General features: G+C 37.7%; 13 protein-coding genes and 5 pseudogenes. 7 read left to right on the forward strand and 11 right to left on the reverse strand.

The annotated features are described in order from the left end of the window. Positions 1-7: 7 nt before the first annotated feature. The 8 genes and pseudogenes from SRT_RS05740 to SRT_RS05775 form a co-directional block, all read right to left on the reverse strand. Positions 8-1,238, reverse strand: a pseudogene (locus SRT_RS05740) (sensor histidine kinase). A 5-nt stretch (positions 1,239-1,243) separates the two neighbouring features. Beyond that, positions 1,244-1,930, reverse strand: a complete 687-nt coding sequence (locus tag SRT_RS05745) for a response regulator transcription factor (protein WP_128833371.1) — start codon at positions 1,928-1,930, stop codon at positions 1,244-1,246. Continuing rightward, positions 1,931-2,554 carry a GTP pyrophosphokinase gene (locus SRT_RS05750; protein ID WP_128833372.1) on the reverse strand — a complete coding sequence of 208 codons (624 nt, stop codon included), beginning with the start codon at positions 2,552-2,554 and terminating at the stop codon, positions 1,931-1,933. Between the two features lie 232 nt (positions 2,555-2,786). Continuing rightward, a pseudogene (locus SRT_RS05755) lies at positions 2,787-3,233 on the reverse strand (hypothetical protein). Positions 3,234-3,398: 165 nt separating this feature from the next. Beyond that, positions 3,399-3,884: a thiol peroxidase gene (gene tpx / locus SRT_RS05760; protein ID WP_128833373.1), complete on the reverse strand. Its 486-nt coding sequence runs from the start codon at positions 3,882-3,884 to the stop codon at positions 3,399-3,401. Positions 3,885-4,081: 197 nt separating this feature from the next. Continuing rightward, entirely contained in the window at positions 4,082-5,836 is a 1,755-nt protein-coding gene (locus tag SRT_RS05765) for an ABC transporter ATP-binding protein (RefSeq protein WP_128833374.1), read from the reverse strand. Beyond that, positions 5,826-7,628: pseudogene (locus tag SRT_RS05770) on the reverse strand (ABC transporter ATP-binding protein). Before SRT_RS05770 ends, SRT_RS05765 begins: the two are co-directional and overlap by 11 nt. A gap of 3 nt (positions 7,629-7,631) precedes the next feature. Beyond that, positions 7,632-8,065: pseudogene (locus SRT_RS05775) on the reverse strand (MarR family winged helix-turn-helix transcriptional regulator). A gap of 544 nt (positions 8,066-8,609) precedes the next feature. Between SRT_RS05775 and queC the strand changes: the two are divergent. The 5 genes and pseudogenes from queC to SRT_RS05800 all read left to right on the forward strand — a co-directional run. Next, positions 8,610-9,287 (forward strand): 7-cyano-7-deazaguanine synthase QueC, encoded by a 678-nt coding sequence (queC, locus tag SRT_RS05780; protein WP_128833375.1) that lies wholly within the window; start codon positions 8,610-8,612, stop codon positions 9,285-9,287. Continuing rightward, a complete protein-coding gene (gene queD / locus SRT_RS05785; protein ID WP_128833376.1) occupies positions 9,262-9,708 on the forward strand; it encodes a 6-carboxytetrahydropterin synthase QueD in 447 nt (148 codons plus the stop codon). Before queC ends, queD begins: the two co-directional genes overlap by 26 nt. Continuing rightward, entirely contained in the window at positions 9,705-10,421 is a 717-nt protein-coding gene (gene queE, locus SRT_RS05790; RefSeq protein WP_161940030.1) for a 7-carboxy-7-deazaguanine synthase QueE, read from the forward strand. Before queD ends, queE begins: the two co-directional genes overlap by 4 nt. A gap of 12 nt (positions 10,422-10,433) precedes the next feature. Then, positions 10,434-10,922 carry a preQ(1) synthase gene (gene queF, locus SRT_RS05795; RefSeq protein WP_128833378.1) on the forward strand — a complete coding sequence of 163 codons (489 nt, stop codon included), beginning with the start codon at positions 10,434-10,436 and terminating at the stop codon, positions 10,920-10,922. A gap of 109 nt (positions 10,923-11,031) precedes the next feature. Then, a pseudogene (locus tag SRT_RS05800) lies at positions 11,032-11,409 on the forward strand (DUF3021 family protein); the annotation flags it as partial. A 103-nt stretch (positions 11,410-11,512) separates the two neighbouring features. Here SRT_RS05800 and gdhA read toward each other — a convergent pair. Next, positions 11,513-12,862, reverse strand: coding sequence for an NADP-specific glutamate dehydrogenase (gdhA, locus tag SRT_RS05805; RefSeq protein WP_128833379.1), 1,350 nt, complete (start codon positions 12,860-12,862; stop codon positions 11,513-11,515). A 530-nt stretch (positions 12,863-13,392) separates the two neighbouring features. On the opposite strand from gdhA, the gene SRT_RS05810 reads away from it, so the two are divergent. Next, entirely contained in the window at positions 13,393-13,917 is a 525-nt protein-coding gene (locus tag SRT_RS05810) for a DUF308 domain-containing protein (protein WP_128833380.1), read from the forward strand. Between the two features lie 199 nt (positions 13,918-14,116). On the opposite strand, the gene gtfD is transcribed toward SRT_RS05810, so the two are convergent. Continuing rightward, the gene (gtfD, locus tag SRT_RS05815; protein ID WP_128833381.1) at positions 14,117-18,508 is read right to left on the reverse strand and encodes a glucosyltransferase-S; all 4,392 of its coding nucleotides are present in this window, start codon (positions 18,506-18,508) and stop codon (positions 14,117-14,119) included. A 564-nt stretch (positions 18,509-19,072) separates the two neighbouring features. Here gtfD and SRT_RS05820 point away from each other — a divergent pair. Then, positions 19,073-19,288, forward strand: a complete 216-nt coding sequence (locus SRT_RS05820; RefSeq protein WP_128833382.1) for a hypothetical protein — start codon at positions 19,073-19,075, stop codon at positions 19,286-19,288. Between the two features lie 49 nt (positions 19,289-19,337). On the opposite strand, the gene SRT_RS05825 is transcribed toward SRT_RS05820, so the two are convergent. Then, positions 19,338-20,276, reverse strand: coding sequence for an alpha/beta hydrolase family protein (locus SRT_RS05825; protein WP_128833383.1), 939 nt, complete (start codon positions 20,274-20,276; stop codon positions 19,338-19,340). Positions 20,277-20,394: the final 118 nt, after the last annotated feature.

Here is a 20,394-nt window from a genome sequence, read left to right on the forward strand (position 1 = left end):
TCAAAATTTATAAAACAACCTTAAAAGTAATGGTATCATTCTTATAGGAGACCGAAATTTTTCCTTTAAAAATTTTAACAATACTTTGAGCCATTGATAATCCGATGCCATAACCTGATGTCTGATTGTTATGCGATTCATCTTCGCGATAAAAGCGGTCAAAGAAACGGCTATAATCAATTTTAGCACCGCCTTTAAAGGTATTTGAAACCTCTAGTTTTGCCTTTTTAAGACCACTGGTTTTGCTAAGTTTGACACTTACTTCTCCCTTATCATCACAATATTTATTGGCATTATCTACTAAAAGAGTGACCAATTCAAAGAGAGATTTTTCTTCGGCTTTGACATAAATATCAGAATCAATCAGCATCTCAAACTTTTTACCATCTTTAATGATAGGAGCTTTGAAGTCTTCTGCTGCATCTTGCACAATTTCCGAAAAACTAACTCTTTCAAGAACAATATTCGGCTGCTCTTCTAACCTAGCCAGAATAACCAATTGATTGATCAAATGGGTCAAGCGGTCAACTTGATCCTTAGTACTTTTGGTCCATTCTGTTTCGCCAGTCATCAATTCTTGTAATTCATTATTAGCAGAAATAATGGATAAAGGGGTCTTTAATTCATGACCAGCATTAGTAATAAAACGTTTTTGCTTCTCATAATTTTCAAGGTAAGGCTTAATGGCATAACCTGAAAAAACAGAGACAACTAAAATAAAAAGAGCAAACTGTAAAAGGACATTTGAATAGAAAGATTGATTAGCTCAGAACGGTCAGCAAAAAAATGAGTAGCATCCAAGACAACAACTAAATAACGGCCAGATGAATTCAATTTTGTCACACGGTAAGAATAAAAATGATTGTTTTTCTAAAACGTCCATCTCTTTCATGGAGATTAATATTTCTCATATAAGACTCTGCCTGCTTTTTTGTCAAATGAGAAATATGACTGAGATTAAGAGAAACGGTATCTTTTTTCCTATCTACTACAAAACTGTAATATTGGTATTGATTAATAACAGCTACTGACAATCCTCGATTCCCTACCTCCCTGTTAATTTCTATCGGGTCAGGAAATTCGCCTTTATTTCTAGATAAAATGGTCAAAATAGCATTGATCTCATCGTTATTTTGAACATAACGAACAGAATTGAAAACACCAACAAAAGAAATGAGGATACATAAGATAGCAAAAGAGGCTACAAGGATGAAACGGAATCTAATCTTACGAAACATGATCATCACCTGCCAATTCTAACCAAGGTAAAATCGCCATTCTCTTCTCCCATAATAGCAAGATTTGCCTTAATAGATTTTAGTTTTTGTCTAAGATAAGAAATATAGATAAAGACATAACCTTCATCAATTTCAGGATCATCATCTTTTGCCCAAACGTGCTGAAAAATTTCCTTAGTTGATAAAGATTTATTAGGATTGAGCATAAAAAAAGCCATTAACTTTGATTCTTTTCCTGCTAAACGAATAGAATTGCCTGATACCATTTCCTGCTGGGCAAGATCAAGTTTGACACTGCCAAAAGTTAAAACTTTATCTGTAAAACTATCCAGACGCCGCTCTAAGGAAGCCAGACGCGCCAAAAGTTCCTTTAAAGAAATAGGTTTGGTTAAATAATCATCAGCACCTGCCTCTAAACCCGTTACTTTGTCTTCAATTTCCGACATAGCTGTCAACATAATAGCATGCGTATGATCCCCACTGGCACGAATCTCACGCAAAGCTTCCAGACCTGTTTTGACTGGCATCATGATATCTAAAATAAAGACATCATAAGCATTTTCGTGTGCTTTTTCGATAGCATCTTGTCCATTATAAACTTGATCAACTTGATAACCTTGATGCTTTAGTGCTGCTGTGTAAACACGTGATAACTGCTCTTCGTCTTCTGCTAGTAAAATCGTCAAAGACATTTATTCACCACTTCCTACAATCAAATTTCGGATGGTCTGCATAGAGAGATCACAAGAAGCTAACTCATCCGCACAGCGCTTTAATTCTTTAGCAATGCGCTCTGGATTTTTGATGTCGTGTTTGTATTTCATCTGGTGCTCCAAACTAGCCCAAGAATCCATAGCTATTGTTCTCAACTGAACTTCAACAAAATATTTTCCCGGTTGCTGTCCCAAGCAATCCTCAAATGGCGTTTCTATTTCTAAAATCAAATGGTAAGAACGATAACCATTAGGTTTAGCATTGTAAATGTAATCTTTTTCATTATAGATGCTGACACCATCTAATGCTTTAAGGATAGCAACCATTTTATAAATATCGTCAACAAAACCGCAGACAATGCGAATGCCAATCGCATCACGAATTTCTTTTAGAGCCGACTGTGCCGTTAGAGGCAATTGTTTACGCTGACATTTCTCAATCATACTCTCATTGGTCTTTATACGTGCAAGAAAATGTTCAAACAGTTTAAAACCAGTATCTGATTTTACGCGTTGATTTTCCTCTTGGATTTTTTGACTGAAATGATCTAAAATCTGAGACAAATAAGCTTGATATTTCCCATAGATTGTTTCTTGTGACATAATTCATCCTTTTTACATGCTTGTTCTATTATAACATAGAAAATTAAAGAATTCTTATTTTGCCAAATGGTATGGAAAGTTCCAATCCATATGAGGTCACAAACAGACTTAATAGCGCTGAAGTCAGCAACAAGGTATCATTTAGATTTTTGAAGAATATTAACTAGCTACCATAAACACAAAAAGCCTACCATGCAGATAATGGTACGGCTTAATGTGGCTCAATCAGTCATTAGCGTTTTCTAAAGAACGCTGGACTTTTTTGACATATTTTATCCCCCATAATAAAAGAAGAGAGACAATAAAACTGATTACAGCAGCAGCTGAGAAGATGATTTTGCTGGCAAATGCGCTTACTTGAATAGCCTTATAACTGCTTAAAATCATCAAAAGCAAAAACATGACAGCAAAATAACTTGACTAGTAACGGTAGCAGCAGAACTTTTTGTGCATTTACCTCTCTAATTTCTCTAATGAAATAATAATTTAAACCAGCTGTACAAAGCGTTATAATTAAAAAGCAAATCTGAACAAGCAGAGGAGATTTAAAAATAGCTTGTGTCAAAACCATAATTAATAAACAAACAGCAATAAGCTGTGCTGTTAAAAGTCTAAATAGCTTCAGTTTCTGACTTTTCTTTTTGGACATCTCTTTTTCCTCACCTAAAACAATATTCATATAGTTGGCTGTACAATACAATGCAGCATTAAGCTTTCCTTATTAATAACATAAAGATAGTCTTAGTATAACAGAAAATATCCTCTAACAGAGCCAAAAATCCTAAATGGTAGCAATTTTGTCCTAAACGGTAAAAAAACACAGAAATTGTGCCTTTTTACTAACTTATTTCACTGCTGCAAGGGCAGCGTCATAATTGGGATGATTAGTCATTTCATCTAAATATTCAAGATAGGTAATGTTATTATTTTCATCAAGAACAAAAACAGCACGTCCAAGCAGATGGAGTTCATTAATCAATAAACCATAAGCCTTTCCAAACGAATAATCATAGTAATCTGACAAGGTTATGGCATCATTCAAACCAGCTGCACCGCACCAGCGTGCTTGTGCAAATGGCAAATCAACCGATACAGTGATGACAACAGTATTATCAGCATCTGATAACTCCTGATTAAAACGACGTGTTTGTGCATCACAAACGCCTGTATCAATAGATGGCACAACACTAATCACTTTTTTCTGACCAGCAAAATCTGCCAAAGTTTTTTTAGACAAATCAGTATCTGTCAGAGAAAAATCAGGTGCTGTATCACCAACCTGCAATTTCTTACCAGCAAGCGTCACTGTATTTCCATTAAAAGTTGTCATAAAATAGTCTCCTTTTCTCTATTAGCTCCTATTGTAGGATATTTCCTCCTTTTAATCTAATGATTTGATTGGAAAAATGATTTTAAATATTAATAGAACCAGATAAACGAAATTCACACTTTATTAAGAAATAATAAAAAAAGCAGCCAAAAATAACATTAAAATTATGTTCATTTTTTGACCACTCTTTAAATTCATCAAGCCGCTTCTTCTGTAAATTGACTATTATAGAGATCGGCATAAAAGCCATTTTTTGCCATCAATTGGTCATGGCTGCCTTGTTCAATAATATTACCATCTCTCATGACAAGGATAAGATCAGCATTGCGAATAGTTGACAGACGATGGGCAATAACGAATGATGTCCGCCCCTCCATCAAACGATCCATAGCCCTTTGAATAAGTTCTTCCGTACGAGTATCAACAGAGGAAGTTGCTTCATCAAGTATCAGAAGCGGTGCATCTTTAAGGAGAGCACGTGCAATGGTCAAGAGTTGTTTTTGACCGACTGATAAGGTGACCGAATCATCTAAAATAGTATCATAACCCTTAGGTAAAGTCTTGATGAAATGATGAACACCAACTGCCTTAGCTGCTGCAATCACTTGCTCATCAGTAATATGTTTTTGATTATAAATCAGATTTTCCTTAACTGTACCTTCAAAGAGCCAAGTATCTTGGAGTACCATGGCAAAGGCATCATGCACTTCTTCTCGTGTCATATCATGGATATTAACACCGTCAATAGAAATCATCCCTCTATCAACTTCATAGAAACGCATAAGCAAGTTAACAATTGTTGTCTTACCCGCACCAGTCGGTCCTACAATAGCAATTTTTTGACCAGCCTTGGCATGAGCCGAGAAATCATGAATGATGGTTTTATCAGGACTATAACCAAAGAAAACATTGTCAAAGTTAACGTTTCCTTCAACTTTTTCAAGTTGTTTGACTTTATGGTTTTCGTCTTCTACTTCTTCCTCATCAAGAAATTCAAAGACACGTCCCATAGCAGCATTAGCTGATTGCAATTGAGTGATTCCTTGAGCAATCTGCGCAATGGGCTGAGTAAAAATACGGACGTAAGTCATAAAGGCAACAATCGTTCCCATGGTAATATCGCCGTTAATAGCCATGGTAGCACCGACAATACAGACCATGACATACCCAAAATTTCCGATGAATTGCATAAGGGGCATCATAATTCCAGAAAAGAATTGTGATTTCCACATACTTGCAAATAATTGGTCATTCAATTTTTCAAACTGCTTCTTGCTTTGCTGAATCGCATTATAACTAGAAACCACATTATGACCTGAATAGACCTCTTCAACATAACCGCTGACATCGGCTAGATTAGCTTGTTGCTTCTTAAAAAGCGGCTGACTCTTGGCCATGATAACAGTGGATACCGCAAAACCAGCAAAAACAGACAAAATAGCAGTCGCTGCAAGAGCTCCATTGGTTTTAATCATCATGAAAATAGAGCCAATCAGGAGAATCGTAGCTGCTACCATTGAAACTAAACTTTGGTTGAAAGACTGTGTCATTAAATCCACATCATTGGTCACTCGAGACAAGGTATCTCCTTGTGAATGGCTGTCAAAATATTTGAGCGGTACCTTATTGATTTTATCTGCAATGGCATTGCGCAGACGTTGCGAAAACTTTTGAATCAAAGTGGACACAATAAAGCTAGCAGTATAAGAAACCAAAGCACCAGCAAAGTATAAGAGAGCCAAGGTTAGAGCAATCTCACCGATTTTATCTAAATCAATTTTTCCTGCCAGCCCTTTGGTCATGGTATCTGTCATCTCTTTCAACCGGTCAGGTCCAATAACGGTAATCGTACTTGAAACGATAGTAAAAATGACAGCAAGTCCGAATAAAGCCTTATAGCCTTTAAGGTAAGGAGCCATTTGGCTTAATAATGATTTCTTCTTATTTTCCATTTTCTAACTCCTCCTTAGATAGTTGTGAATAAGCAATTTCTTGATAAATATCGTTATTAGCCAGTAATTCTTTGTGTGTTCCTTGACCAACAACTTTTCCTTGATCCAAGACTAAAATGTGATCAGCATCCATAATAGTTGAAATGCGTTGGGCGACAATCAACTTAGTCATTTCTTTGGTTTTCTTTGCCAAATCATTTCGCAGAATGCGATCCGTCTTATAATCAAGAGCTGAGAAGGAGTCATCAAAAATAAGAATTTCTGGTTTGCGTGCAAGTGCACGGGCAATAGCTAAGCGCTGCTTTTGACCACCAGAGAAGTTGGTACCGCCTTGAGCTACCTCGGTATCAAGCCCCTTTTCCTTTTCTTCAACAAAATCTTTGGCTTGGGCTAATTCAAGAGCCTCCCAAATTTTAGCATCTTCAAGCGGCGTTTGATCGCTTTGCCCAAATGCAATGTTAGAACGAATGGTTCCACTAAAAAGAACTGCCTTTTGCGGAATATAGCCGACTTTATTGTTGAGGTCATCATGACTGTAATCTTGCACTTTGATGCCATCTATTTTAATCCATCCTTCTGTAGCATCATAAAAACGAGGAATCAGATTAACAAGAGTTGATTTTCCTGAACCAGTGGAACCAATGAAAGCAACCGTTTGGCCAGCTTTGGCACTGAAAGAGACATGCTCAATAACTGCACGAGAATTTTTACTGTAACGAAAAGACACATCATGAAATTCAATTTCTCCCTCGTGGCCATTGTCTGCTTTAGAATGTTCTTTGAAGTGTACAGATGAGTCCAGAGCCAAAACTTCATTAATCCGTTTAGCAGAAACTAAAGCACGCGGTAAAATGATAAAGATAGCAACCATCATCATAAAACCGACAACAACCTGCATGGCATAAGATGAAAAGACAACCATATCACTGAAAACATTGATACGATTAGCAATTGCACCTTTAGCAGCAATTGCACTGGTCATAGGAATTTTGATATCGTTCAAAAGGTAAGCACCAATCCAATAAATAGCTAGTGTTAAACCACTTGAAACAACTGTCATAACTGGATTCATTAGCGACATCAGACGGTAGACCAATAAATTCAATTTCGTCAGGCTTTTATTTTCCCGCTTAAATTTAGCGTCCTGATAATCTTCTGCATTGTAAGCCCGAACAACACGAACACCACTCAAAGATTCACGAGTTGTAGAATTTAGAGCATCCGTCAAGCTCTGCACCTGACGCTGTCTTGGAAAAGCGATAAACATCTAAACAGACAGCATAACAAAGACAATTAAGACGGCAACACCGACTGCTCCTGTCCATTCATCACTTTTACCCCAAATTTTAGTCAAGGCCCAAACTGCCATGATTGGACCGCGTGTCACCACTTGCATTCCCATAACGATCATGATTTGCAGCTGTGTCAAATCATTAGTCGTCCGTGTGAGAAGACTGGGAATGGAAAATTTCTTAATTTCTGCCTCTGAATAATCCATAACCTGATTGAAAATATCAGATCGAAGGCGAGTTGTGAAGCTGGCAGCGGTTCTTGAAGCTAAAAAACCAACTAGAATGGCCATTAAAAAGCTCCCAAATGAAAACATGAGCATCTTAGAACCCGGATCCATAATATCTGAAGCAGTCGTTCCCTTAGTCTGCAGCAAGGTTGTAATGTTGGACATATATTCGGGTGTCTTCAAATCCATCCAAACAGCCAAACAGATAAAGGCAGTACTAAGGAGAATCATGCCCCACTCTCTAGCATTTAGACGTTTAAAAATTTTAAACATGAATTACTCCTTCTTTTCTAAATTTTGTTTGATTTGTTTAAAAACTTTTCGAGCAACTGATAAGTCTTCCTGACTAATATCTTTTAGAAGCAACTTTTTAAGATCTGTTAAAAAAACAGTCATTTTTCCAGCTTTCTCATGCCCTAATGGTGTTAAAACAATTTGCTTGTATCGTCTGTCTCTTCTGGAAGGAATAACAGAAATAAAACCATTTTTTTCCATTCGTTTAATGAGATTGCTGGTTACGGATTTTGAGATATCTAACCTTTTCTCAATATCTTTAATAAAAATTTCCTTTCCCTGATTATCCTTTAAAAACATAACTGTCCATCCCTGAGGTCCGGACAGATGTTCAACACCATGGCTTTTGGATAATTCTTGAATATATCTTTCTGTTGCTGTAATGAGGTTTTAAACTCACTAAAAGGCTCTTTCATAAAACACCTCACTCTTTATGAGAACATTGCAATAGTTCTCATGAAAACTATTATAAAGATTCCTAAAACTATTGTCAAGAAAAAAGTTTCTATGAGAACTAATTTCATTTTTATGGCTTGATGGCGATAAAATCACTTTAAACGATTGCTTTTTCGCTGTGGTGAAAGTGCTCAAACTGCTTATAGTTCTATTATGAGGAGTTGGTAAGACCTAGGGTCGCTAAAAAGAATGGAACTCCCTTGAATTTCTAAAATAGTCCGCTGGACTATTCACTTTTTCGCCTTCATTACTTAAGGAAAGCCATAATCATAAAAAGAATAATTCATTTCCAAACAAGCCTAATCCTTCTGACTACTTTCTAAGACTGGCTTTATTGAACATATTTGCTTTTCCCTTATTTTCATGTTACCATATTGAAGAATTATATTAGGATGTTTGGGAGAAGCCATCTATAAAAAAACCAGTCTATTATTTGGCACTCCTATTTGTAATAGGGGTTTTTCTTTTGTTCAAATATCCTTAATGAAATCCAAAGGAGTTTTTATGAAACGTCAATCAGCTCTTGTTGTCTTTAGTGGCGGTCAGGATTCAACTACCTGCCTTTTTTGGGCAATGAAGCATTATGAATATGTCGAAACGGTTACCTTTTCCTATGGCCAACGTCACAGTCAAGAATTAGAGGTTGCCAAGGAAATTGCTGCAGAACAAGGCGTGAAACACCATATCCTTGATATGTCTTTACTGGGACAAATAACAGAAAATGCCTTAACTTCTGACATAGCTATAGAAACAAAAGACGGTGAAGTCCCCAATACTTTTGTTGATGGCAGAAATCATCTCTTTCTTTCCTTTGCTGCAGTCCTTGCCAAACAGCGCAATATAAAAGATATTGTCACCGGAGTCTGTCAAACAGATTTTTCAGGTTATCCTGACTGTCGTGATGTTTTTGTCAAGTCTCTCAATGTTACCTTAAATCTTGCTATGGATTATGAATTTGTCATTCAGACACCTTTGATGTGGCTAGATAAAGCGGAAACATGGGAACTGGCAGACCGATTAGGGAAATTTGATTACGTTCGTCAAAAGACTCTGACCTGCTACAATGGTATTCGCGGGACAGGCTGCGGACAATGCCCAGCCTGCCATTTACGTCAAGCTGGACTTGAAAAATATCTTAGTCAGAAAGGAAAAATTAATGTTCTTAGCTCCAAAAGAAATTAAAAAAGAGACAGGAGAATCACTCGTTTACTGTCCCAAACGCGTTCTTGTATCTAAAGAATTCACCTTTGATGCTGCCCATCATCTCTTCAATTATGAAGGGAAATGCAAAGCCTTACATGGACATACTTATCATTTACAAATCGCTGTTAGTGCTTTTCTTGATGAGCGCGGAATGGCTTATGATTTTAGAGACTTGAAAAGGATTTACCAAGAATATTTAGAACCAAAACTAGACCACCGCTACCTTAATGAAAGTCTGCCCTACATGAATACAACTGCTGAAAACATGGTTTATTGGATTTACAAAACAATCGAGAAAGCTTTAACTGATGAGCGCGGTTTGCAAATGGAACGCGTCCGTCTCTACGAAACACCCTCAGCTTATGCTGAATTTAGAAGAGAATGGGACTTAAAATCATGAAAAAACAGCATCTGTTAAAGTTACCCATTTTAGAAATTTTTGGGCCGACCTTCCAAGGAGAGGGCCGAGCTATTGGTCAAAAAACTATGTTTGTTCGTACAGGCGGCTGTGATTATCACTGCGATTGGTGTGACTCTGCTTTTACTTGGGACGGTTCTGAAAAGCCAACTATGATGACCAGTGACCAAATTATTGAAGCATTAGATAAACTTGGTACTTATGATTATGTGACACTCTCTGGTGGCAATCCTTGCCTTCTGGCTGCTAATATGGCCCAACTCGTTAGTAAACTCAAAAAAAGACAAGTCACTCTTGCGGTTGAGACCCAAGGTTCCCGTTGGCAGGAATGGCTGAAAGCCATTGATCAAGTAACTCTAAGCCCTAAACCGCCGTCCAGCAAAATGAAAGTAAACTTACAAACTCTTGATTTTATCGTATCAAATTTAGATCCACAAAAAGTAACTTACAAAATCCCTATCTTTGACGAGGCCGATTTAGCATTCGCCCAAATGATCCAAGAACGCTATCAGCCAGATGTCCTTTATCTGTCTGTTGGAAATCCAGAACCAAAAGCCAGTGGTGATATTGTCCAAAATCAGCTGAAACGCTTAAAAAAGTTATGGGAACACATTGCTCAAGATGATTCTTGGGGAAATGTTCGCGTCTTACCGCAATTGCATACACTTGTTTATGATAATAAACGTGGTGTCTAGAAAGGAACAAATATGTCACAAGAAGAAATAAAAGACTTAACTCTTTTGGGAAACCAAAAGACTAACTACAACTTTGATTATGATCCCAATATTTTGGAAGCTTTCGATAATCGCCATCAAGATAACGATTACTTCATCAAGTTTAACTGTCCAGAATTTACCTCTCTGTGTCCTATAACGGGACAGCCTGATTTTGCAACTATCTACCTCTCTTATATTCCAGATAAAAAATGCGTTGAATCCAAATCACTCAAACTTTATCTCTTTAGTTACCGTAACCATGGTGATTTTCATGAGAATTGCATTAATACGATTGGCAAAGATCTCGTTGATCTATTACAGCCTCGTTATCTAGAAGTATGGGGTAAATTTACACCGCGCGGCGGGATTTCTATCGATCCTTATTATAATTACGGACACCCAAATACCAAATATGAAGAAATGGCGGCTTATCGTCTGATGAACCATGATCTCTACCCAGAAACAATTAATAATCGTTAAGCTTTTTGATTAAAATAATTAGCAGTAAATGCCCTTACTGTCTGCATTTGGCATATAAAGCTATAGACCCCCTTTTTCCTTTATATTATAATAAAGACAGGAGGTCACTATGATGAAAAATGAATTGAAAACTTTTCTTAAACCAACTCTTCTTAGAGTGATTGTTATCCTAAGTATCACCTTTCTGCTGTCGGCTTTCTTATACTGGGGAGAAAGGGATCGCTTTAATGCCAGAAATGTTTTATGTACTGGAATAATCATTACAGCAATTGCTGGCGCTTGGAATATCTACGATCTTAACTCTCTGTCTCTCATTAAGCGCAGTCTTATTCATTTTTTATTAATGGTCATTACTATTTTACCCACACTTCTATTAAGCGGCTGGTTCCCAATAAAAACTTTCGGTGACATCGTTTTAATGATTGCTATCTTTTTGTTCAGCGGTCTGCTTTGCTGGACAATCGGATACCTTGCTTTTCGAAATAAAAATAAGGTCTGGAAACTCACTTCCAGGCCTTATATATATTTATTGAAGGACTTATTTAAGAAAGCTGTAACTTAAGATTATTGTATTCTTAAGTTACTAATACTTATACAATTCCTTGTGCTGACATAGCATCAGCCACTTTAAGGAAACCAGCAATGTTGGCACCAACTACGAGATTGCCTTCTTGACCGAATTCTTTGGCTGCTGCTGCAGAATTGTCATAGATACCCTTCATAATATCATAAAGTTTACTGTCCACTTCTTCGAACGTCCATGGTGTACGTTGGCTATTTTGTGCCATTTCAAGAGCCGATACAGCTACACCGCCAGCATTAGCCGCTTTGGCAGGACCAAATGAAACACCAGCCTTAAGAAAGACATCAATTGCTTCAAGAGTTGAAGGCATGTTAGCTCCTTCAGAAACAGCGATAACCCCATTAGCAACAAGCGTTTTAGCATCTGCTTCATTCAATTCATTTTGAGTAGCACATGGGAAAGCAAGATCTGCTTTGATTGTCCAGATTGAATCACCACCTGCAGGTGTGAAGCTTGCATTTGGACGTGCATCAGCATATTTGACGATACGCGCACGCTGTACTTCTTTAAGCTCTTTGAGAAGAGCAACATCAATACCATCTGGATCGTAAACATAACCGGATGAATCGGAAACAGCTACAACCTTAGCTCCAAGTGTCTGCAGTTTTTCAGTAGCATAAATAGCTACATTTCCTGAACCTGAAACAACAGCAGTTTTTCCTGCAAAGTCTTGACCGCGCGCTTTCAACATTTGTTCTGCAAAGTAAACTGCACCGTAACCAGTTGCTTCTGTACGAGCAAGAGAACCGCCCCAAGTTAAACCTTTACCAGTAAGGACGCCTGTGTATTCATTGCGGAGGCGTTTATATTGACCGTAGAGATAGCCAATTTCACGTCCGCCAACACCAATATCCCCAGCAGGCACGTCTGTGTCTGCACCGATATGCTTGCTGAGTTCAGTCATGAAGCTTTGGCAGAAACGCATGATCTCATTGTCTGACTTTCCTTTAGGATCAAAGTTTGAACCGCCTTTACCACCACCGATTGGTTGGCCAGTAAGAGAATTTTTAAAGATTTGTTCAAAACCAAGGAATTTGATAATAGATTGGTTTACAGATGGGTGGAAACGAAGACCACCTTTATAAGGACCAATTGCTGATGAGAACTGCACACGGAAACCGCGGTTAACTTGGACTTGACCTTTATCGTCTACCCAAGGTACACGGAATGAGACGATTCGTTCTGGTTCAACTAAACGTTCCAGCAGATTTTCTTCAATATATTTTGGATAGTTATCAAACACTGGGACAAGTGATTCAAACACTTCCTCTACAGCTTGTAAGAATTCTGGTTCATGAGCATTTTGTGCTTTAACTTTTTCAAAAACACTAGCAACATACTCTTTACCTATTGTCATAATATATTCCTCCGAAAGTTAGTTTCGTAATTTTGATTACGTAGAATATTATAAATTTTCTGAATATTCTTGTCAAGCATTTTTCTTATTTTTGAAAAATTTATTGTTTCATGTTATAAAAATAACATTCATTAGATTAAAATGTAGCAAACTTAATTTTCAACGTAATCTTTTTTAGCTCTGCAACTGTTTGTTTCTAATTTCTCTTATTGGAGTGTTTTCCTAGACTCCTAATGATTTCGCGTCCTATTTCTCTATTTTGTTCTTGTCCGTTTAACGCCCTTTGTATCTTGGGTTAGGCATGGAATTCTATGGTTTTTCTGAAATTATCCACTGAATAATTTCACCTACCGGCAAGCTCAAACAGTTTAGGGAACTGTTTGAGTTTAAAAGAAAGACTCAAAAGAAAAGGTTGGCTCAATTTAAGATATAATCTTTTTCAAGCTTAAAATGGCATTTCTAGAAATTTGTTTTTTGACAAGTTCTCCATCATTTTATACAATTAAGAAAACAGTTTAAGGAGTTCATATATGAAATGGTTTACACTTATCTCAGGAGTCTTAACATTTTTAATCGGGATTTGGATTTTTGCTAATCCGCTTGTTGTCACTGCTTCAATTGGTTGGCTGCTAGCATTAATCATTTTTTTAGTTGGTATTACAGGGTTTATTGATTATATGTCTAAATCGCGTGAAGAAAGAACTGTCTGGAATCTTTTGCAAAGTGTTGTTTCTATTATTTTCGGGTTCATTCTTCTAACATCTTCCATCTTTTCATTGACAACAGCGGTTGTTGCTATTGCCGCCTATTGGGTTATCTTAATCGGTATTCTAAGACTTATTTCCGGCTACCGTTTGCGTCAGATGGGCTTTCCGCAAAGCAATCGGTTCTTTTGGACAGGTGGTTTTGCGCTTTTATTGGGACTTATTCTATTAGGACAGCCTCTCCTTTCTTCAGCTATTATCGGTCGCTTTGTGGCTCTTCTTTTGATGGCGACAGGTATTTCCAGCTTCCTTGTTTTTTGCGTTTACCTTGATAATAAGCTTTATTCGTAAAAACATAGGCATTTGCAAAAGCTAAACAAAGTTTCACTCAGCTCTTAGAATCACTGCTATCTTAGTGATTTTAAGGGCTTTTATTTTGCCAAAAAACTGAAGGACTCATCCAAATCAACGGTTTCTTCAATTTGACTGGCTACCGTCGCATCCTATATAAAAAACGCGATCAGACTTGCTGATCACGTTTAAAATACTGTCAGTAATATCTAGCGATACCCCACCGGTCAATGCCAATACGTCTTCCATTGGCTAAAGTGACGACTTTGTTGTAAACCATGTTACCGCTATTCTTATCATAATAACGAAGAAGCCCTCGTTCATCATAAGCCACATCACCTTTAACTTGTTTTCCTTCTCGTGTAAAGAAGATACGCTGACCGTTAATGCGTTGACTGCCTGTCAGAGCTTCACCATTTGAATCAAGATAGTACCAATTACCATCCTTATCTGCTTCAAAGCGATTAACTTGTAATTCTCCTGAGTCAGCATGATAATAATGAACTTTTCCGTCATAGGTGACAAAGCTGCCTTTGACTTGTTTTCCATCGCTTGCAAAATAGAGCTTTTTACCAGCAATTGTCTGACTTCCTGTAACCGCAACACCGTCTGAACCAAAATAATACCAATTGTTTTGGCTGTCTGTTGCAAAGATATTGCGTGCTAATTCTCCTGAATTGGCAAGGAAATATTTCAGCTTACCATTATCTGTAATAATTTTACCTTTGATTTGCTTGCCATCTTGACCAAAGTAATAAGTCTTACCATCAATAGTTTGGACGCCAACCAAGGCAATACCATCTGAATTGAGATAGTACCAATCACCATTTTGATCATTTGCAAAACGATTAACAGCCATATTCCCAGAACCATCATCAAAATAACGCTTTTTGCCATCGCTGTCTGTTATCCAAGCACCTTTGACTTGATAACCATCTTGATCAAAGTACTGTGTATTGCCGTTAATGGTTTTCAAACCTACAGCCATGACTCCATTGGCATCAAAATAGCGCCACTTACTATCATTATCAAATGAATAATATCCATTACTGTATCTATTTCCTAGATGGCCAAAATAGTTCTTGCTGCCATCAGCATTTTCCAAGAAAGACTCACGTAATTGAACACCATTTGATAAAAAGTATTGCACTTCGCCATTTAGATGCTGCAAGCCATAAACCATATGACCATTATTATCAAAGTAATACCAGTTTCCTTTGGCATCTTGAATAAAGCTGTTCTTGGCTTGATAACCACTAGTTGAATAGAAAGTCATCCCATTGCCATCATTAACAAAACCAGTCGAAGCTTCTTTGTTGGTCATCTGTTTTGGTAGATAGGTTTGATTCCCTTTCAGTTCAAAGTATTTGTCACTGGCATTATCTTTAAGAACATAACCAGCACCACGGCCTAGAATGTTTGTCCCATTGAAGTATTTTGCTTTCCATGCTGTGATTTTTTCGCTTGGATCAATCTTCTTACCATTTGAAATTTGCGTGCGGTTAAAGATACTTGGGTACTTAGCAGCGAGTTCACTAAGGAAAGCACCACCATATTTCGCTTGATAATCCTTACCATTACTCTTAGTGTTGGCAGCATAGAGTGTATTTTTGATTTCAGAATCTTTGCGATATTCACCATAATCGTTGACACGTGTAGCCGTCACAACTTCTTTGCCCGGAAGATTATAGATTTGATCTGGCACCCAATCCGCAATGACTTGAATACCGCCTTTATGCAGGGCCTTGACAGCATTAATCATGTCTTGTTGGGAACCGTATTTATTATTCTTACTCATGGCCAGATCATAACGATCCTCAAAAGCATAACCATTCTGAATAATAGAATCTAGGAAAGAACCATCTTCAGAAGAGACATATTGCGGTGCCATTTCAAAGGAAGTGACACCCCAAGATTTGAAGAGGTCAATATTTTGAGCAATCTTCTTATTGGTATATTCCGAGTCATTGGTCACAAAGTCTTGGAAGTTTGAAAAACCTTCGTAAATCAATTGAGAATCAAGAGCACTTGATGATTCGTAGACTTGACCAGTAGCATTTGCCTTATTGCTTGCTGCTACACGAACGTCTTGATTGTCACTAGCTCCTACTGGAACCCAAACGGCTAAATAACCTGATACTTGCGGATTCAAGTAACCTTGAATGTCACTGGAATCAAAGATTAATTCTCCTTTGTCATTGGTTTTGCGATAAAGGGATTTAGCAGCGGCATCAGAAGTGTAGCTTGTCAAACCATCTTTAGTTGTCAAGAGGAGCGGACGGTACTCTTGATTTTTATGCGCAGCCCCCATATTGACAATCACTTTATCATTTTGATTCAATTTAAGACTAGGGTTATTACTGGTAATGACAGCCATACCTTGTGTTTTGGTTGCTTCATTGCCTTTATCTGCAGCTTCATTAGCTCCTGTACCGTAACGAACAGAAGTCAAAACGCCTGTATAATCCCAATCCATCTGACTCTTATCACCTTCAACATAGGTGATCTTCATGTCTTGACCACCAGCAGCGTATTTAATACGTGCTTTTAATAAAGTATCAATAGCATCATAATAAGGAGATTTAGTCGCCATATATTGGCCGTCATCACTGTACATATCACCATAATAAAGACGCGTAATTGAATCTTTATTGGACAGCATCAAAGCATAGGCTGTCGGAATATTGGATTGTGTGTACTTTTTCTTAGCCTGACGCATGTCTTCGTTATAGATCTTAAAGGCTTGCTTCAATTCATCCAAAGTAAAGGTCAAACCATCTGTTTTGGGATTAATCTGAGCTTTAATGATTTTAGCAATAACCGTTTGAACTTCACTGTCGTGAGCGCGGATAAAAATGTAGTTAGCCATACGTTCACTATTTTTACCTTCAGCTGAACGGTTATTCAAGCTATTTGTGATAACAGGTTCAAGTCCGCTGCGGATCTCACTTTTATTGCTTGCATCTTTTTCAAGAGGACGCGTCAAAGCATATAAAAGCGATAGGCGCAGTTTATTATCAATCGGTAACTGTGCACCTTTCGTATCTTTATTGTATTGAGGATCATTATCTGACCAAGCTTCTAAAATGGAGAGATGATCAATGGCATTTTTCTCGCTCTTATCAACACCATAGTGGGCTTTCAAATAGTCAGAAGCAATTTGCAGTAAGTCGGCATTAACATTATCAACGGCATCAACACGAACGCCGTCAAAATTAGCCTCGGGATCATTAGCGACAATAGAACCATAATTCATCAGATAATGAAGCCAGTTTAATTGTTCGGCCTGAACCGCTGGATTTGAATTATCAATATCATTAGCTAGGAGGAAATCATAACCACCAGAAGAATTATCTTCAAAATATTTTGGTTTGCCGGTTTGATTAGTTGGTGTGCGGTTCAAAAGGCGGTAATCAGAATTTGCATAGGCTGTCTTATCACTGTTGCTGTAAAGCAAAGCACCGCCTTGTAAGTGATCCTTATCTCCGGCAGAAGTATCTGATTCTGTTTGACTATTCCAGTTTGGCTGCGTTTTAACAAAACTATTGATAATATCACGTAACCACTGGGTCTGCTTTGTTTGAGAAATTTTAGTTTCAATCTTAACTTGAACGGTATGTGCAGCAAGGTTGAGGTTTTCTTGGCTGCTGTCTGCTGTGTAATTTTCACCAGTCCCTAGTCCTTGCTGATTCATATAGTTAAGATAAGCAATTTGCGTTTGTTTATCTGGCCACCAAGACATTAAAAGCGGACGAAGATCAGACTCAGAAGAAGCTGTCCATGTTTTGCCATCTTTTAAAATATCCTTAGGACGGTACCACGAATCAGCTGTGACATAGTTATCAATCGTTTCAAGACTGTTATTTTCAAAATTGACAATTTGATTGTGGGGAGTATAATCGTTGTTTAATTTCGTTAATCCTTGATTAAATTGATATTGAGAAGTGTCCGTTAAAGCACCTGTATTTTTATCAAAGTAGAGGATTTTGTTATTAACGGTTAGAGCAAAATTTTTCTTAGGCTGACCATCAGAACCAATATAATAATACTTGCCATCAATTTGTTTGACATTTGGAACTGTTGTTAAATCAACAGAAGTATCATTTCCCTGAGCCGCTGTCTGTCTTTGTTTTGTTTGCTCAGCCTTATTAGCCTGTGTTAAAGCCTGACTGGAAGCAGAAGTCTGAGCTTCTTCTGCCCGCTCTGTTTGTGCGGCAGAAGTTTGAGCTTGCGCTGCTTTTGCGTCTGTCACCGTTTTGTCATCAGAACTAGCTTCTGTCGTAACATTTTGTGACAAGGTTTCCTTGATCCCGTCAGGACTTGAATCGGCAGTGTTTGTTTGACTTTGAGCCTGTGTTTGAGCTGTTTGTGGCTGCTCGCTTCTTTGAGCATCTGTTTGGCTGGGTTCAGATGCCGCCTTATCATCCTCACTTTTTTGAGTTACAACTTTATCTGAGGTCTGCGATTCCGTCTCTGCGGAAGCAGAAACTCCCAGCATTGTACTGCTCAAAGTAATCAAGCTAGAGGTAACAGCTACTGTCACCCAGTGCTTTTTAACCTTGTGCATTTTGTAACGTCGTTTGGTTTCCATAAGATTCCCTCCTTTTATTAGTTCAACATTATAGCTTTATAATGCTACAAAAGCGATAACATATACGTTACAAACCCTTTTCTTTATTTTTCTAACATATTAAGTATAAAAAGGAGGATGCTTTTTGTCAGAATTCATTAGATTTGTGTTTCTTGTCAATGTAACAAATATAAAAAGCACTTTTTCGTATTCTAATAAGCTAAAATGAGAGTAACTAGCAATTGCGATTTTCTTCGCTCTTTCTATTTTAAGGTTCGCGTAAAATCATCCACTGAGATAAGATCATCCCTGCCTCAAAAATTGATTAGGGAAATAACAGGAGCGGACCTTGATGAGATTCAGATTTCTGCCAACAGTTTGTTGAGAGGAACTGCTAAAGATTTGAACCTGAAAACTAAGACGTGAAAATGGCCATAGCCACTGTGTCCAGAAAATCTTCAAATCTGCATGAACTCTGAGCATCCACTGGTTCGAAAAGAAAAAATAACTTTCAAAGATTTAGATGGCGAAAATTGATTACTCTACAAAGAAATTGGCATTTGGAAAACCATCTGTGAACAGGCAATGCCAAAGTCTAACTACCTTTTGATGGAGGATTTTTTAGCTTTTAAAAGCATCGCTAATGCTGACTATCATCTTCACTTTACTTCTGATATTATGAACGCTGTTGAGGGTAAACCGCCTCATAAAATTATTCGTCCTTTGGCAGACTCATCTGCCAAGATGGATTATTATTTGATTTTCAAGAAGGAAAATCAAGAAAGACTATCACTTTTTTAAACATACTAAAAGAGAAAGGCTTTACTTAATATTAATTTCCACATAATTATCAATGCCTATTATCTTTGACAAAGCGAATAATCCGTGGTGCAATTTTCTTCTGGATAGCTGTTGAAAAACCGTGACCTCCACCTTCAATACGTGTGAGAGTCGCATGCGGGAAAGTACGGCTAGCTCGTTCTTCGTAAGACATTGGTACCAAATCATCAGCAGTCCCATGGAAAATACTTACAGGCCCCTTATATTTAGATATTTCATTAAAGATAGTCATATTCCAAACATCTGCAAAATAACGACGACCGACTGTTAATCCCATCAGATTATAAGTATCAGGAATTGCATCTTCATTGTCAAAGCGCTTATGAGCATCATCAATGAGAGAAAAAGCAGGATAGAGCAAAGCTAAACCACGAATATGACTGCTATTTGCAACAGCTGTCAATGAAGAAACGACACCGCCTTGGCTAGCACCTAACAAGAAGATATTGCTGGTATCAACAAAGCTTTGTTTGTGCATGGTTTTCAATGCTCCTTCCAAATCTTTTTGTTCTGTAAGAACGGACATGTCTGTCATCTCACCTTCACTTTGTCCTGGGCTGTAGCCTGTCCCGCCCGCAAAGTCAATCGCATAAACAGCAATACCGCTCTTTGCCAGACGTTGCTGAAGGGTACTTTCTTGCTCATGATTTCCGCCAAAACCATGGGCAAAGAGCACTGTGGGAACTCGCCCAGCCTTTTTGGGAATTCGCGCTACACCATAGATACGGTTGCCATTACTTTCATAAGAAATTTCTCGTGTTTCCACCTGATATTGACCGCTCACTTGACTTCCTCCTTGATTGCTTTGTGAAATAGCAGAGCTGCTAATGGTGTCGCCAGCAGACCGACCCTGCTGAGACACATAATAGTAAGTCCCACCAGCAAGTGCCGCTGCCAAACTGACTCCGCCAATGACTGTCCAAAGACCTTTTTTGCTTAATTTTTTCATGTTTATTCCTCATTTCTTTTTTCAAGTCATAGCTGACTTACAAGACTTATTATACAGGAGGTTTTATAATATTACCAATACCTATACAATATAAATAAAATGCTTTTTAGACATAGTT

Source organism: Streptococcus troglodytae (assembly GCF_002355215.1).
In the GTDB taxonomy this organism is placed as follows: Bacteria; Bacillota; Bacilli; order Lactobacillales; family Streptococcaceae; genus Streptococcus; species Streptococcus troglodytae.

Excerpts from the sequence above, each read along its gene's own strand:
- SRT_RS05745 (WP_128833371.1), bottom strand. The coding sequence starts at position 1,930 with ATGTCTTTGACGATTTTACTAGCAGAAGACGAAGAGCAGTTATCACGT.
- SRT_RS05750 (WP_128833372.1), bottom strand. The coding sequence starts at position 2,554 with ATGTCACAAGAAACAATCTATGGGAAATATCAAGCTTATTTGTCTCAG.
- tpx (WP_128833373.1), bottom strand. The coding sequence starts at position 3,884 with ATGACAACTTTTAATGGAAATACAGTGACGCTTGCTGGTAAGAAATTG.
- SRT_RS05765 (WP_128833374.1), bottom strand. The coding sequence starts at position 5,836 with ATGGAAAATAAGAAGAAATCATTATTAAGCCAAATGGCTCCTTACCTT.
- queC (WP_128833375.1), top strand. The coding sequence starts at position 8,610 with ATGAAACGTCAATCAGCTCTTGTTGTCTTTAGTGGCGGTCAGGATTCA.
- queD (WP_128833376.1), top strand. The coding sequence starts at position 9,262 with ATGTTCTTAGCTCCAAAAGAAATTAAAAAAGAGACAGGAGAATCACTC.
- queE (WP_161940030.1), top strand. The coding sequence starts at position 9,705 with ATGAAAAAACAGCATCTGTTAAAGTTACCCATTTTAGAAATTTTTGGG.
- queF (WP_128833378.1), top strand. The coding sequence starts at position 10,434 with ATGTCACAAGAAGAAATAAAAGACTTAACTCTTTTGGGAAACCAAAAG.
- gdhA (WP_128833379.1), bottom strand. The coding sequence starts at position 12,862 with ATGACAATAGGTAAAGAGTATGTTGCTAGTGTTTTTGAAAAAGTTAAA.
- SRT_RS05810 (WP_128833380.1), top strand. The coding sequence starts at position 13,393 with ATGAAATGGTTTACACTTATCTCAGGAGTCTTAACATTTTTAATCGGG.
- gtfD (WP_128833381.1), bottom strand. The coding sequence starts at position 18,508 with ATGGAAACCAAACGACGTTACAAAATGCACAAGGTTAAAAAGCACTGG.
- SRT_RS05820 (WP_128833382.1), top strand. The coding sequence starts at position 19,073 with ATGCCAAAGTCTAACTACCTTTTGATGGAGGATTTTTTAGCTTTTAAA.
- SRT_RS05825 (WP_128833383.1), bottom strand. The coding sequence starts at position 20,276 with ATGAAAAAATTAAGCAAAAAAGGTCTTTGGACAGTCATTGGCGGAGTC.